This window comes from Mesorhizobium sp. P160927, from assembly GCF_057766385.1.
The window spans coordinates 1,836,205-1,851,170 of sequence record NZ_JBYMDW010000001.1 but is presented as its reverse complement, the minus strand read 5'-3'; the positions used below and the strand labels follow the sequence as shown (position 1 = coordinate 1,851,170).

Genomic DNA, 14,966 nt, shown 5'->3' with positions numbered 1-14,966 from the left:
GATTCCTGCATTGTCGAGAACGATGCAGGGATAGCAGATCCTTCAGCCTGAAGAGGTGGCAGCGATGCTGCGGCGGCATGAGGTTGGCGGGGAACCGACGGGCGAAGGAATTCGGGTGCGCGCGCAACACCGTGCCTCGGCATCTAGCTAAGCGAGGGCGGGACTGTTCCGTTTCGCAAGCCCGTGCGGCCGACGGCGTTTGACGGACTGGACGATTGGCTGCGGGAGCGCTTCTTCCCCCATGGGTCGAGCCGGATGACGATCTCGACCCGTTCCAGATGCACCGGGAACGCCTTGCGCGGTCGCGCAGCACGTCGCGGCTCGCCTGTCGTTCTTGCGGTCTTGCGGCCTCGAGTTCGGACTCAATCGCGCCGAGCCCGGTCTGGATTCGAAGGCGAAGGCCTGCTGGGCACGTTCGAGCTTCTCGGAGCTGCGACCGAAGCGGCGCGCTCCAGCTGCTTGACGATCCCTGAAGGTCGGCGAGCCTCTCCTGGCACGCTCGTTGAGTGTCGCCATCCGGACGATCTCGGCCTTGAGTGTTCGCTCCGGAGTTGTTGCAGTTCGGCCTTCTCCGCCGCCATGGGGACGAATATCGCCTTGAGCGGAACGATTTCGTGGAGACGGGCCAAAGCGCTTCTCGTCACCGACAAAAGCTTACTTTGCACGGCCAGAGGCCCGCCTTTTGCGCCTGAGTCACTCCGCCACGGCCTATCCGGCCGACGTCGGACGCCGTCTCCGATCGGCTTAAGCGCGCCAGTCCATGCCTTCGACGAGCGCCATCAGTTGGGCGCGGCAAGCCGGATCACGCCGTTCTCCACCCGCGGCCAGCGGAACTTGTCCTCGTCCAGCGCTTACGGTGCGGGTATGCCTGCGTCGAGCAACAGAGAGAAGTTTGGGGCGGAACTAGGACGGCTTACGAAGTGTTGTCCCGGTCCGGTTTGAGTGTCCAATCTTCAGATCGATTGCTTGGGCGACCAGATTCCCCGCCGCCTGCGAGCCCGCTACTGCTCAGCGGAAGGGCGAAGTGAACGTGAATGCATCCATTTCGTAAATGTGTGTCTATCCAAGCAATCGATTTCTCTAATTACCCGATGAGCAATATGAACGCGTCAGGCAGGGTGCATCATCAGGAGTATTTTTCGATGGCAAACATTATCGAGGGTAGCCCGGATGCCGAAACACTCCTCGGCACCAAGGGTGAAGATTGGATGGAGGGTTTCCAGGGCGGTGACTGGATTGACGGTCGTGGCGGCAACGACGAGATCTCGGCTGGCCCGGGCAGTGACCGAGCCCTTGGCGGCGAGGGTAACGACCGCATCTTCGGCGGAGATGGCTGGGACGATCTCTCCGGCGACAACGGCCGCTTCAACGCGCGCATCTCCGGTGAGGACAATGACAGGCTCAGCGGCGGTCCCGGCCAGGATGTCCTCTACGTGGGTGACGGCCAGGATACGTTGACCGGGGGCACCGACAATGACACGTTCGTGTTCCAGTTCCACAATCCGGTGCCTGGGGTCGATCCGAGTGTCGGGTCGAAGCCGGACATTACCACTATCACCGATTTCAACCCGGCGGAGGACAAGTTCGCCTTCGATGCGGTGGGCCTCTACAACGACGGTTTTGGCGCGAACTTCGTCAACAACGCCAGTATACAGTCCGGCTACCCGGTGAGCAGCTTCTACAGTGGCGCGGCCTCGGGTGCGAACGGCGAACATGTCGTGGTAATCACTGGCGAATCTTTCAACTCTGCTGATGAGGCAGCGCGTGCGATCTCCGGCGAGCACGCCGGCGACATCATTGTCTACCAAAGCAGCTACACCGACAGAGTCGCAACTCTGGCCTATGTCACCGGCGACGGCAGCGCGCACGAGTTCGCCCACCTGGGCGGTGTGGTCACCGTGGCCGACCTAGGCCTGACCGCGTCGGACTTCACCTTCGTTTGATCCAGAAAACCGATACGGAACCGCGCCCCGCCCCCCTGGGCGGGCGCTTTCCCGTCTCCGCTACTTGCGATGGGCCGGGGCGCCCGGGAGCAGTCGCAGCGTGTACAGCTTGACGAAGCCCTGCACGTCGCGCTGGTCGTACACCGAAATCTCCCTGAAGGCGTGGAGGCGGAAGCCTGTTCGGGCCCTTGCGGCCGGCCACGATGAATCCCTTCCAAACCTTCAGCCGGACGGTGTTGTTGTTGACCCGCTCCATTAGATGCCAAACCAAACATATTCGGCGGGAGCACTGATCCTGAATCAGCGAGTCGGTTGCCGCTCGGGGAGCAATATAGGGAGCTGGGTCGCCAGATCCTCACGGAGACCTACGTGAGTAACCATTCCTTGAAGGATTCAGCTTTGAGACCTTTCCCTCTGACTTCCGCTATTTGGGGAATTCTGTTGATCAGCGGCGTGGTCAACGTGCTTGCGCTGATCTCGCCGCTGTTCATGCTTCAAGTCTATGACCGCGTTCTGGCAAGTGGCAGCGTATCGACGCTGGTGGGGCTCGTCGTGCTTGCTGCGGGGCTTTATGCGTTCCAATGCTTGCTCGACATTTTGCGCGCCCGCGTGCTGCTGCGGATTGGCGAGCGTTTCGATGGAGAGTTTTCCGGACGCGTTCACAATGCGATCGTTCGCCTTCCGCTTTCAACGCGCATGCCGGGCGACGGCTTACAGCCGCTTCGCGATCTCGACAATGTTCGCGGCTTCTTAGGTGGAAACGGTCCGACAGCGTTCTTCGACCTGCCATGGATGCTGTTTTATCTTGGCATTTGCTTCCTCCTTCATTTCTGGATCGGCATGACGGCACTTATCGGGGCGGGCGGTCTCACATCTCTGACACTCCTTGCCAACACTCTCTCGCAACGGCCGATAAGCGATACCGTTTCCCACAACATGGCACGCAATGGTCTGCTGCAAGCAGCGCGTTGCAATGCCGAGGTCGTGCAAGCTCTCGGTCTTGGAAAGCGGATCGCTGCCCGATGGCAAAAGGCCAATGCCAAGTTTCTGGCCGCCAACCGGAAAGCTGGGGACGTGGCAGGTGGGCTGGGTGCCATTTCAAAATCGCTGCGCGTGCTGCTGCAATCGGCCATTCTTGCCGTCGGCGCGTACCTTGTCATCAGACAGGAGGCTACGGCCGGGGTTATGATTGCCAGTTCGATCATGATGGGGCGTGCGCTGGCTCCGGTCGATCTGGCCATTTCAAGCTGGAAACCTTTCCTCATGGCGCGCCAGGGTTGGGCGCGGCTGGAGGACCTCCTGGAAAAGGTTCCTGAATCCGCTGCCGTTATGCCAATGCCTGCACCTGAACGCGAACTGCGCCTCGAAGGCGTGACAATCGTTCCGCCCGGCGCAAGGAAGCCGACCGTGACCGGCCTTGCGTTTGCCATTCAGGCGGGAAGCGCACTCGGGATCATCGGTGCATCGGGCTCGGGCAAGTCGACACTCTCGCGCGCCATCGTCGGCGCATGGGCGCCGGTCGCCGGAAAAGTTCGCATCGACAGCGCAAGCCTCGATCAATGGGACCGGGAAGCACTAGGCCGTCATATCGGCTATCTGCCGCAAGGTGTTGAACTGTTCGACGGCACCATTGCCGAAAACATCGCTCGTTTTGAAGATAATCCTGACCCTGAGGCTATTGTCGCCGCGGCGAAAGCAGCGGGCACGCACGAACTGATCCTCCGATTTGAGCACGGCTACGAAACTCCAATCGGTGAGGCCGGATCGGCACTTTCCGCCGGGCAGCGCCAGCGTATCGGTCTTGCCCGTGCTCTTTATCGAGACCCTTTCCTTGTTGTGCTGGATGAACCCAATGCCAATCTCGATTCGGAAGGCGAGGCTGCGGTCGTTAAGGCGATCGCCTCCGTGCGCGAGCGCAAGGGCATTGCGGTTGTCGTCGCCCATCGGCCCAGCGCCATCCGCGCCGTGGATTTGGTGTTGGTGATGGAAGGTGGACGGCAGCGAGTATTCGGTGCGCGTGGTGAAGCGCTTTCCAAAGTCCTGAAGGGGACAGCGATGGCAAGAGGCGCTGGCGTCAAGGCCATCGAATCTACACAGGATAACGTGGGAGAGCGCGCTGACATGGAGGATCCCGGTGTCCGGCATTCATCAGAACAATGACGTTTCCAGCTCCATTCGCCGCCACCTGGTGGCGGGCCTCCTGGCGAGCGTAATCTTTGTGGGAGGAGCCGGAGCCTGGGCGGCCTTCACGAATCTCTCCGGTGCGGTTGTCGCGTCCGGACACTTTGTCGTCGATTCCTATGTCAAGAAGGTGCAGCACCCGACCGGCGGGGTGGTGGGAGAAATCCTGGTGCGCGAAGGCGATAAAGTAAAAGCCGGCGACATCCTCATGCGGCTCGATGCCACCCAGACGCGCGCTAATCTCGCCATAGTCAGCAAGCGGCTCGATGAGCTCGCCGCCTACCAGGCACGACTCGATGCTGAGCGTGACGATCTCGCGGAGATCGCCTTCCCGGACTGGCTGCTCGCCCGAAGAGATGTTCCGGACGTAGCTTCGGCAATACATAGCGAGACGCTGCTGTTCGAATTCCGCAGACAATCCCGCGACGGAAAGCAGGCGCAACTGGCGGAACACATTACTCAGTATCGCCACGAGATCGAAGGATTCGAGGCGCAGGAAATTGCCTGTGAAAAAAGGATCGAGGTTCTCCTAAAGGAAATTGCTGTTCTGAGTGGGCTGCGCGACCAAGGCATTGTCTCGGACCAACGGTTGAACAGCCTGAAGATCCAGGTTGCCACTTTCGGTGGCGAACGCGGTGAGAAGATCGCAGATCAGGCACAGACAGCAGCCCGCATAGCCGAAACGCGCCTGCAGATCCCGCAGATCGATCAGGATTTCAAGACCGAAGTCGGCCAGGAGCTCAGAGAGGTTCAGGCGCAGGTCGGGGAGTATGGTGAGCGCAAGGTGGCGGCTGAACAAGAACTGCGACGGATCGATATCGTCGCGCCGCAGTCAGGCACCATTCAACAACTCGCAGTTCATACGGTCGGCGGAGTGATTACGCCCGCCGATCCGATCATGCTAATCGTGCCGGAAGGCGACGATCTTGCGCTTGAAGTACGAATCACCCCGAAGGACATCGACCAAATCCAGCTTGGTCACAAGGCCGTGCTGCGGATGTCAGCTTTCAATCTGAGAACCACGCCGGAATTGAACGGATATGTCAGCCGGATCGCAGCCGATCTGGCGACGGACGAAAAAAACGGCATTTCGTATTACCTGGTGCGTTTATCGGTTCCGCATGCGGAACTGACGAAGCTCAAGGACCTGACGCTCGTGCCCGGCATGCCGGCCGAAGCGATGGTCAAGACGGGCGAGCGTACGGCGCTTTCCTATTTTGTGAAGCCGCTGTCGGACCAAATCAGTCGGGCATTCCAGGAGGAATGAAAGTAATCTGATCTGATCCCCCGAAACTGGACCGTTCAGAATTGGAGTTTTCCGCTGTAGTTTCCCGGCTGGGAGAGGAGCGGAAGCGATGAAAGCATCGAAGTTTTCGGACGCGCAGAAGGCGTTCATTCTGAAGCAGGGAGCGGATGGGTTTCCTGTGGCGGAGATCTGCCGGAGGGCCGGGATCAGCCAGGCGACCTATTTCAACTGGAAGAAGAAATATAACGGGCTGCTGCCGACAGAGATGAAGCGGCTGAAGCAGCTCGAGGACGAGAACGGCAAGCTCAGAAAGCTGATCGCCGACCTGTCGCTGGACAAGGAGATGCTGCAGGACGTGATCCGCCGAAAACTGTGAGGCCTGGTCGCAAGCGCGAGCTGGTGGCCGATACCTGTGCTGATTGGAACGTGTCGATCCGGCGAGCGTGCCGTGTTCTGGAGTTCGACACCTCCACCTATCACTACAAGTCCCGCCGCCGTGACCAGGCCGGCCTCGAAGCTCGGATCAAAGACATCTGCGCGACGCGGGTTCGCTATGGCTACCGGCGCGTGCACGTGATGCTCACGCGGGAGGGCTGGGACATCAACATGAAGCGGACCTATCGCATTTACAGGGACTTGGGCCTTCAACTGAGGAACAAGACGCCGAAGCGCCGGGTGAAGGCGAAGCTGCGAGACGATCGCCAGCCAGCCGTCGAACCCAACGACGTCTGGGCGATGGACTTCGTTCACGACCAGCTCGCGACGGGCAAGAAGATCCGGGTCCTGACGGTCGTAGATACGTTCTCACGCTACGTGCCGGTGCTCGACCCACGCTTCAGTTACCGCGCCGAGGATGTGGTCAGGATGCTGGAACAGGTCTGCCCCAAGATCGGCTATCCAAAGACGATCCGGGTCGATCAAGGCTCGGAGTTCGTCTCCCGCGACCTCGACCTGTGGGCCTACACCAGGGGCGTCACGCTCGACTTCTCGCGACCGGGAAAGCCAACGGACAACGCTTACATCGAAGCCTTCAACGGCCGCTTCAGGGCGGAATGTTTGAACGCCCACTGGTTCCTGACGCTTGCCGACGCGGCCGAAAAGTTACAACGAGGTGCGCCCACATGGCGCAATCGGGCACAAGGTTCCGATCTCGTTGATCAATCCCGATGGCGCCGTCAGCCCGCCATCGTGAAACAGCCGGAAAACTCCACCTTCCGGCGGTCCAAAGAATGGTATAGGAGCAAAACGGCCAAGGCTCTAATTCCCACTGGATGACAGTTCAGTGGCATGTATGGACGGCCTCCGCGTGGCAAGGGCTTTCTGATATTGATGACAGGTTGGTCGGGTGCAGGCATGTATTCGGCCTTTGAGTGCGGCCTGTTCATGCCGCTGGCCTTGATGAAGTCCGCGGATCGGATCCCAGACAGGTCAACGCGCTTTTTGAGCGGCACCCACTGAGCGGGTTTTTCCGATCCCGGTTCGACCGTCCGTCATCACACCATCAGCACCTCACCAACCTCTGTGCTTCCTCTGCGACTACGTCACTACGCCGGTGAATCCGCGAAGCGCTTGCCCGTAGTCATCAGCGCCCAGACGATCCGGGCCATCTTGTTTGCCAAGGCCACCGCAACGACGTTGTACGGCTTTTTCGCCAGAAGCTCGGCAGCCCAGGGAGTGGGTGCCGCTTTGCCCTTAGGACAGAAGCGAAGCACGGCATGGGCTCCCACAACAAGAAGGCGACGGATGTAGGGATCGCCTTGCTTGCTGATCCGCCCGAGCCGATCCTTTCCTCCGGATGAGTTCTGTCGCGGCACCAGGCCAAGCCAAGCCGCGAGTTGCCGGCCGGATTTGAACAGCGAAGCATCTGTCACGGTCGCAACGATTGCGCTGGCGGTGATCGGACCGATGCCGCGGATCGTTTCGAGGCGACCGGCTCAACTCGTGCGAACGATGCCAGATGTGAATCTGTCGGTCCAGCTCACAGACCTTTTCGTGCACCTCACGCAATTGCTGCACCAAAAGAAAGAGGGCCGATCGGGCAAGCGGGGGAATGAGGTCGTGGCCCTCGTCCTCAACCAACGCGACGAGCATGCTCAGCCCTGTAGCACCCTGACGAGTGATGATGCCCAACTCCGCCAAGTGGCCGCGCAAGGCGTTCACCAGCATTGTCCGCTGCCGGATCAGAAGCTCGCGGACGCGATGCAGTAGCAACACGCTCTGCTGCTCCTCGCTCTTTGTCGGAACAAAGCGCATCGTCGGTCGCGTGACCGCCTCGCAGATTGCCTCGGCATCCGAAGCATCATTCTTCTGCCGCTTCACGTATGGCTTGACGTATGACGCAGGCATCAGGCGAACCTCATGCCCCAGAGCCGTGAGGACACGAGCCCAGTGATGGCTCGTTGCGCAGGCTTCGATGCCGATCAAGCACGCCGGCAAGGATGTAAAGAATGCGACTACATCCTCGCGACGCAACTTCCGGCGGACAACCACTGCCGCTCAAACCTCATAGACCTTGACCTGCCCCTAAGAATTTCCTCCATCTGAGATTAGAGTCCGGCCCTTGATCGAAGGACGGACTGATGAAGAGAAAGCGGTTCACAGAAGAGCAGATCATTGCGGTTCTGCGCGAGCATGAGGCGGGTGTAAAGGCGGGCGATCTGGCCCGCAAGCACGGGGTCTCGGAGGCGACGCTGTATAATTGGAAGGCGAAGTATGGCGGGATGGACGTGTCCGACGCCAAGCGGCTGAAGGCGCTGGAAGACGAGAACGCCAAGCTGAAGAAGCTGCTCGCCGATCAGATGCTGGAAGCCTCGGCGCTGCGTGAGCTTCTGTCAAAAAAATGGTAGGGCCCGCCGCCAAGCGCGAAGCCGTCGCGCATCTGCAGGCCGTCATGGGTCTGTCGGAGCGTCGGGCCTGTTCCTTTGTGGGCGCCGATCGCAAGATGATCCGCTACCGGTCAAGGCGTCCGCCCGAGACGGAGCTGCGTGGCAGGTTGCGCGACCTCGCCAATGAGCGCCGACGCTTTGGCTACAGGCGGCTGTTCATCCTGCTCAGGCGCGAGGGCGAGGCATCTGGGGTCAACCGCATCTATCGTCTGTACCGCGAGGAGGGCCTGACGGTGCGCAAGCGCCGGGCAAGGCGGCGAGCGGTCGGCACGCGGGCGCCGATCCTGGTCGAGGCAAAGCCGAACGCGCGCTGGTCGCTGGATTTCGTGCATGACCAGTTCGCCTGCGGCCGCAGGTTTCGCGTGCTCAACGTCGTCGACGACGTGACGCGCGAATGCCTGGCGGCGATCCCGGACACCTCGATCTCCGGCCGTCGGGTTGCCCGTGAACTGACGGAACTGATCACCCAGCGCGGCAAGCCACGCATGATCGTCTCCGATCACGGCACCGAGTTCACCTCGAACGCCATCCTCGCCTGGTCGAAGGATTACAGGATCGAATGGCACTACATCGCGCCGGGCAAGCCGATGCAGAACGGCTATGTCGAGAGTTTCAACGGCCGGATGCGCGATGAGCTGTTGAACGAGAGCCTGTTCTTCGGTCTCGACCACGCCCGAAGCGCCATCGCCGAATGGAGGGAGGACTTCAACACCGCGAGGCCACATTCCTCGCTCGGCTACCAGACCCCGGCAGCCTATGCCCAGGTCATCACCGCAACCGGCTCCGACGCTGTGCTGATGGAAGGCTCCGCGCCTCCGCCGGTTGCTCAACCCGCGCCACAAGGCGTAACAAAAACGGTCGAGGCTCTAATCGCAGCTGGATGACAGTTCAGTAGCAGGTCAACCTATATGCAGACAGGATTCGCCGAAGGCGGGGCGCCCGTCTCCAAATTATTCTGGTCGTCGCTCTGCGTGACGACGGCATCCCGCTACAGACTCTCATCAGGGAGCCAGGATCATTGCGAATAGGCTCGAAAGTCATTTCGCCAACGCCGCCAACTCTCAAAGTATCGCGTCCGGTGCTTGGGGCCCACTCAGCAGACGTCAACGCCAAGTCCGTGCTCGGAGTATGTACTAATATTTGGATCTGATCACCATTGGCGCGGCGCCTGCCGCGCAGTAGGGTGTAAAATATAGGATATTGTCACAATGGTGCTGCCGCACATGGAGAACGTCATGAACGGGGATCAAGATCGTACGGAAGATGAGAAATATCTCATTGAGTCACTCAGGGAAAAAATCAAAGCAAAGATGGATGTAGCGAAAACTTTTGGGGCGTTCTTTACAGGACTCCTCACTGCTGTAATTGCCCTCATTAGCGACAGAGGGAAACTCGAAACAATTATTGGTGGTGACGAGTATGGCTTCTGCGCTCCTCAGTGCCATCTACTTGGCAATTTCTACCGCTATGCTTTCTTTTTTTCTGTCATTTTTATAGCGATAGCAGTCGTTCTTTTTTTTCGTGCGATGTATGCATATGATCGTTTGCTTATGCCGCGTTACTTCTGGACAGAAAAACGCAGCGTGAAGGACCTGTACGATTTAATGAGCGAAGCTTGGAACAATTTGTTCAACATTGCCGCTTGCCTTCTCGCGGTAGGCTTGCTCGGCTTTGCAGTCGTTCTACTGAGATTGGACAAAATAGAGATGCTTGTTTTGGTCGGACTCTTGGGTGCTGCGGTTCTCATTTCGGAACTTGCGGTAACAAGAATTCGGTTTCAGAAGTAGGTATCGGAATGTGACGACGCTCCACTCCATGCTCTGGAAATCCATGATCAAACGGTGGCAGGCTCAAGCAACGTGCGGCACAATAAATTGAACTCGCTCAGCGGTTTAGAAGCATTGAGCGGTGCCGTGCCTTTCTTATATCATCATCGAAAGGAGTGCACGTAGTGTCAATACAGTTCTCTGAATTTTCGCTTGTCAATGAATCTAATCGAAGCGGAAATCTTTCTCTGGAAGCCCCAACGGGTCAAAGCGTTCTGGAGTTTCCCCTTAGTCCCGGGATGTTGTTGAAACTAAATCCTTTTGTTGAGGATGCAGATTCCGCTCGGTTGATTTTCTCTATCAGCAACGGAGATAATTTCTCCGAACTTACCTTCGAGACACAGATTAACGCAACGCACGACGGCAGCTGTCTTCGAAACTACCTGACTGCGCTGAGGTTTCAGTTCGTCGATGATAGAGGAATAATGTCCGTGGATACCGAATGCCAACCTAAGTAGCGCCCGCGCCCAGGCGAAAGTTGGCGCTTCTGGGGCGCCATCCACGTCAGACCTGGAAAACAACTGGTCCGTCTGGATGGCAGCCTCGTCGCGCCTCGCGCAACTCGTCTCGCATGGTCAAAACGGGCCAGCCAGTAGCAGGCTGCCCGTGCTGCTCGCGCTCCGGGCAAGCGATCGATGGAAAGCCGTGTCTGTTCCCATGGGTGGGCCCGGAGCATCCGGGACAATACGGGTAAGCCGGAAGAAACTACAACAGCTAAGGCGGCAAGGGCACAGAAGTTGCCGGCGCTTCCCAGTATTCCCAGATGCAACGCTCCGCCGAGGATACACCAAGTTATGCCAATCGGCTCAAGGTCTATGACGCACGAACGCAGGTGGCGCCGGCGTTATTTTCAGTTTGCTCAACGGCCGCGGCCGTCGCTGCCGTCGTTACATGGGTGAAAAACAATGTCCCTGCCTCGCCGTGTGCAGCAGCGGCCGATACTGCCCACCATCTTTATCTGAATGTCAGGAACGAGCCATGAACGTTCAGATCCAAATTCCTGTAGAGGACATGAACCTGACGGCGGTTCCACACGCGTCCTATGCGATATCCGGCGCAAACTGTGACTGTGGAAGGCTGTAGCGTTTGTCGTGAATTTGTCAAAGCGAGTTCGGCTTTTTCGACCCAAACGTCGCTCCGTCCGGGACTGCCGATCTCCCTCGGGTTCGACCACATCGATAGCGCTTGTCAGGAAAGGGAGGGGCAGAGCCCTTTGCGCCCTGCATTTGAAGATTTCAGAGTTGTAGGGTGTCTACCCGAACGCAAGTAGCCAATTAATAATTCTGTTTGGCACAGTTGAAATTCGCCACAGCTCATGCAAGGCTGGTTTGGCTATTTGGTCCGAAGGTATTCCGGCCATGCATGTAGTTCATGTGACGTCTCAATACGAGCCGAGAAAAAAACGTAGCCGAAGAATTCTATGGATTCAAGGATCTACTCAACGCGTGCCCATTTCCTGGCGAGGAATTGGTCAAATCATCGCAACCTCTGGCCAAATTGCGCGGTGGTCAAATCTGTCTCGACACAATTTTTGAGCTAGGTACCGATGGCAGGCAGGGCGACCGCGACTGGCAGAAGCTGACACGCTCCATACGCCGGGGGCCAATATCTCGACGCGACTACGTTCCCTTACCTTTCCGCAGCTACTCTGCAATCGAGCAGACGGCCGTGACAATCGTTTCCGCGGACAGATCGGCACGCGGGATCGAAAGGACCAAGCCACGTTTCTGCATGTGAAGGCAGGACGCTCTTTAAAAGTACCGAGCGTGGAGATTGCCTGAAGCAAGCTGGCCGACATCTGGTCTAGGAGGAGACCGACATGGCAAAAGCACTGCCTAAACTCATTTCAACCCTGAGCAATTCGGTCCACAATTATTCTTACAAGGTCGACTTCGGAACCGTAGTTGACGGCGGATGGTTCAGTGCGTCGCCTGATGATGTCGCTGTAAGGCGGTCGATCCGGACCAATGATCCCGGTGCACTCAATGCCAGGCCGTGGCAACAGAAGCGGCCGGGCTATGTCGGCGAGACACCTCCTGACAAGAAAGGCAACAGGACTGCGATCTTTCAAACCCCCGAATGTGGGGTCTCAGCTTGGTACTACTTGATCGCCGACCTCTACGGTTTCGGGAACGTCGGCAGTTTCTCGATCACGGCACTGGCCAAGAAGTATGCAGGGCCGCATGCTGCGCAAGCCGAGATCCAGGCTTATGTGGATGGATGGGCCAAATGGTCGGACCACAAGCTCGACGGCAACACCAACATATCGCTCGCTTCGAACGCCGACATGCTGCTGCTGGCCCACGCCATGTTCAAACATGAGGCGCAAGGAGGCATGCCTTTCAGCGACAACCAGATCCTCAACGGGATTGATGCCGAACGGAAGCGGAATACTGTGCCAGCGCGCCGCGTGAGGGTCACCGACATCCTGCCCATGATTATCGACAGCGCAGGCTTTGTTGCGGAGGCTTATGAGAGCGGGCTAGAAGCTCCAATCCTTGCGTTGGGAAGGTCGACCCTAGAGCGTTCAGGCCCGCAGAAGCTCCGTGAATGGCTCACGGTGTTCGCGGCCGTTTCGGATACGCAGTTCGAGGATCCTGCCAACATTACTCTCGAACTCTACCAGAAGGATAGAAATGAATTTGAAGAGGCACTAGAAACGCTGTCTGTCGACGTTGTGTTCGCGATACGAGAGTTTATTTCAGGGGTTCAGGAGCCGCCTCTGACCTGGAATCAGTTGAAGGCAGGCTCCAAGCAGGCTTCGGATGCTACTGACCAGATGGATCCGTTGGTTCGGAGTTTGCCGGTATTGGCCACCTTCAAGATCGACCAGGCTCTCAACGAAATGAATGTGGTTCGTTACACCGGCAAACTGGCTGTCTACGATATGGATGGCAACCGCGTTGGCGAATACAACGCAACCACGGGAGGATTTGCGGCGAACTACAAACGCAAATATGGTCCGACGCCCCCTGGCTACTTCGTCGTCAGCAACTACCGCAAACGCTCTGAAAGCTGGTGTTCTCGCCACGGCATAGGTTTCACGTTCGACATAGACGAAGTCATCCCGACCGGCACTCGAGGCGATTTCCGTATTCACCCCGACGGCCCTCCGCCTGGCACTCACGGGTGCGTCGGCATTGTCGAGGACGGCGACACACTCAAGGATTGCGCGGTGAAACTGAGGGAGGCCTTGGCTGCCACGCAAGGATTCCGCCTGCACGTAGAGTATGCATGAGCAACCTTCTGCTGCGACGGCGCTGAGCATCTCGGTATCACGCGTCGGACTGCTTACGGGTGGCCATGCGCTTGGCCGCCTCGCTCGATCCATGCCCGGCAAATCACGTTTTCAGCGATCTACCACGGCCAATACCGATTTTGCATAACAGCCTGATGTGGATGATAGCGCCAGCGCGATGGTGAGGGTGACTGAGGGGAGCCCTAGCAGGCTGTTGAAGAAGTGTCCCGTTTGGCTTTGAGGATAGCCTCATCGCCATTGTGATAGGCGAATGTGATCTCGATGGAGCCGTCGTCGAGTAGTTCGGCGGAGCCATCACCAGTGGCTTCGTCCATTTCGTCGAAGCCGGCCCATGTGAAGAATACCATCGAGGGACCGTAGTTGAGATCGAGGCTGGCTTGCAGAGCGCCAAAGGCGATCTCACCGGTGTTGTCGGCCCCGATGGTGACCATGGCGGGACCGCAGAGGCTGAGATAGCCGCAATCCCACAGATCGGCCTCGACGATATGCCAGCGGTCAATCAGCTTGCAGTCCGCCGGCGCGCTCATGTCGGCACCGCGATCAACTTGGGCAGCCGCACCAGATTGTAGGCGGCAGCCGCGAAGGTGAAGGCCCATCCGACGCGGTCGCGACCGCGGAACTTCGTCTTCTCTTGACCTGCGATGACCTTGATCCAGCCGAACGCCTCCTCGATGCGTTTGCGGATGCGCTGGCTGACGAGATAGCCGACGTGCCGGGTCGTGCGACGATCTATAGCGGAACGGCGCCCGTTCGTGTTCTGCGCCACGTGTGGCGTCACCTTCATCGAGCGCAACTCGTTAATGAAGTCCTCCGCGTCATAGGCCTTGTCGGCGCCGAGGGTGATGGCTTGCGGTCGCTCGGCGCGGGGTTCGATCATGTGCAGAGCCGCCACTCGTTCGGCATGCCCGTCGGCCAGCGTCAGGCAGGCATCAACCAGAAGACCATGCCGGTTCTCCATCAGCCCGTGCCCCATGAAGCTGAGCTTGGCCTCCTTGCCTTTCCCCTTGCGGAACAGCCGAGCATCACGATCAGTGGTCGAGGCATGCGTCTCGTTCGAGCGCTTCTGGCCATGGAAGTCCGCCTCCTCATTGCGCCCGCCACCCGACGGTGGCTCATCCAAGCCGTCCTTCCGCTTGAAGCTCTTCATCGACGCCCAGGCCTCGATCAAGGTGCCGTCGACTGAGAAGTGATCCGTGGAGAGAAGCTTCTTCACCTTGGGCTGCGCCAGGACAGCGTTCAAGAACTTCGCCGCGATGTCGCCCTCCAGCAGCCGGTCGCGGTTCTTCGAGAAGACCGAGTGATCCCAGGCCGCGTCGTCAACGCCGATGCCGACGAACCAGCGGAACAGAAGATCGTATTCCAGCCGCTCCATCAAAAGCCGTTCAGAGCGGATCGAATAGAACGCCTGCAACAGCATTGCCCTGAGCAGCTTCTCCGGCGGGATCGAAGGTCGCCCGATCGGCGAATACAGCGCCGCGAAGTCCCGCTCTAACGCTGCCAGCGCCTCATTCACTATCCGACGGATCGCGCGCAGTGGATGATCGCGCCGAACCCGCGCCTCGAGATCAACGTAGCTGAACAACTCGCCAGTTCGATTGTCGCCGCCGCGCACGATTCACCCTCCGC

Annotated in this window: 8 protein-coding genes and 3 pseudogenes; 8 read left to right on the top strand and 3 right to left on the bottom strand. The window is 58.7% G+C overall.

The genetic code is table 11. From position 1 onward, the window contains the following. Positions 1-37: 37 nt before the first annotated feature. The 5 genes and pseudogenes from AC3CB8_RS08920 to AC3CB8_RS08900 form a co-directional block, all read left to right on the top strand. Positions 38-243: pseudogene (locus AC3CB8_RS08920) on the top strand (IS21 family transposase); the annotation flags it as partial. Positions 244-1,142: 899 nt separating this feature from the next. Further along, complete coding sequence (locus AC3CB8_RS08915) at positions 1,143-1,943, top strand: calcium-binding protein (protein WP_023784695.1); 801 nt, start codon at positions 1,143-1,145, stop codon at positions 1,941-1,943. Between the two features lie 384 nt (positions 1,944-2,327). Then, a complete protein-coding gene (locus AC3CB8_RS08910; protein ID WP_352486924.1) occupies positions 2,328-4,103 on the top strand; it encodes a type I secretion system permease/ATPase in 1,776 nt (591 codons plus the stop codon). After that, positions 4,078-5,391, top strand: coding sequence for an HlyD family type I secretion periplasmic adaptor subunit (locus tag AC3CB8_RS08905; protein WP_023784697.1), 1,314 nt, complete (start codon positions 4,078-4,080; stop codon positions 5,389-5,391). Before AC3CB8_RS08910 ends, AC3CB8_RS08905 begins: the two co-directional genes overlap by 26 nt. An 88-nt stretch (positions 5,392-5,479) precedes the next feature. Beyond that, positions 5,480-6,562 (top strand): annotated as a pseudogene (locus AC3CB8_RS08900) (IS3 family transposase). 352 nt (positions 6,563-6,914) lie between these two features. Here the strand turns inward: AC3CB8_RS08900 and AC3CB8_RS08895 are convergent. After that, positions 6,915-7,860: pseudogene (locus AC3CB8_RS08895) on the bottom strand (IS110 family RNA-guided transposase); the annotation flags it as partial. A gap of 89 nt (positions 7,861-7,949) precedes the next feature. Between AC3CB8_RS08895 and AC3CB8_RS08890 the strand changes: the two are divergent. The 3 genes from AC3CB8_RS08890 to AC3CB8_RS08880 all read left to right on the top strand — a co-directional run bounded on the left by AC3CB8_RS08890 (position 7,950) and on the right by AC3CB8_RS08880 (position 13,319). Then, positions 7,950-9,139, top strand: a protein-coding gene (locus tag AC3CB8_RS08890; RefSeq protein WP_156939434.1) for an IS3 family transposase whose coding sequence is annotated in 2 segments (ribosomal slippage) — positions 7,950-8,202 and positions 8,202-9,139 — 1,191 coding nt in all. Because the reading frame shifts where the segments join, the coding sequence is not laid out codon by codon here. A gap of 324 nt (positions 9,140-9,463) precedes the next feature. Continuing rightward, the gene (locus AC3CB8_RS08885) at positions 9,464-10,042 is read left to right on the top strand and encodes a hypothetical protein (protein ID WP_352486877.1); all 579 of its coding nucleotides are present in this window, start codon (positions 9,464-9,466) and stop codon (positions 10,040-10,042) included. 1,858 nt (positions 10,043-11,900) lie between these two features. Further along, positions 11,901-13,319, top strand: coding sequence for a L,D-transpeptidase (locus tag AC3CB8_RS08880; protein WP_352727422.1), 1,419 nt, complete (start codon positions 11,901-11,903; stop codon positions 13,317-13,319). A gap of 203 nt (positions 13,320-13,522) precedes the next feature. Here the strand turns inward: AC3CB8_RS08880 and AC3CB8_RS08875 are convergent, their stop codons facing one another. Next, the gene (locus AC3CB8_RS08875; protein WP_019859992.1) at positions 13,523-13,867 is read right to left on the bottom strand and encodes a hypothetical protein; all 345 of its coding nucleotides are present in this window, start codon (positions 13,865-13,867) and stop codon (positions 13,523-13,525) included. After that, positions 13,864-14,952, bottom strand: coding sequence for an IS5 family transposase (locus AC3CB8_RS08870; RefSeq protein WP_352727456.1), 1,089 nt, complete (start codon positions 14,950-14,952; stop codon positions 13,864-13,866). The genes AC3CB8_RS08875 and AC3CB8_RS08870 overlap by 4 nt, the downstream gene beginning before the upstream one ends. Positions 14,953-14,966 lie beyond the last annotated feature (14 nt).

Coding starts and splice junctions, on each gene's coding strand:
- AC3CB8_RS08915 (WP_023784695.1), top strand. CDS start 1,143: ATGGCAAACATTATCGAGGGTAGCCCGGATGCCGAAACACTCCTCGGC.
- AC3CB8_RS08875 (WP_019859992.1), bottom strand. CDS start 13,867: ATGAGCGCGCCGGCGGACTGCAAGCTGATTGACCGCTGGCATATCGTC.
- AC3CB8_RS08880 (WP_352727422.1), top strand. CDS start 11,901: ATGGCAAAAGCACTGCCTAAACTCATTTCAACCCTGAGCAATTCGGTC.
- AC3CB8_RS08885 (WP_352486877.1), top strand. CDS start 9,464: ATGGTGCTGCCGCACATGGAGAACGTCATGAACGGGGATCAAGATCGT.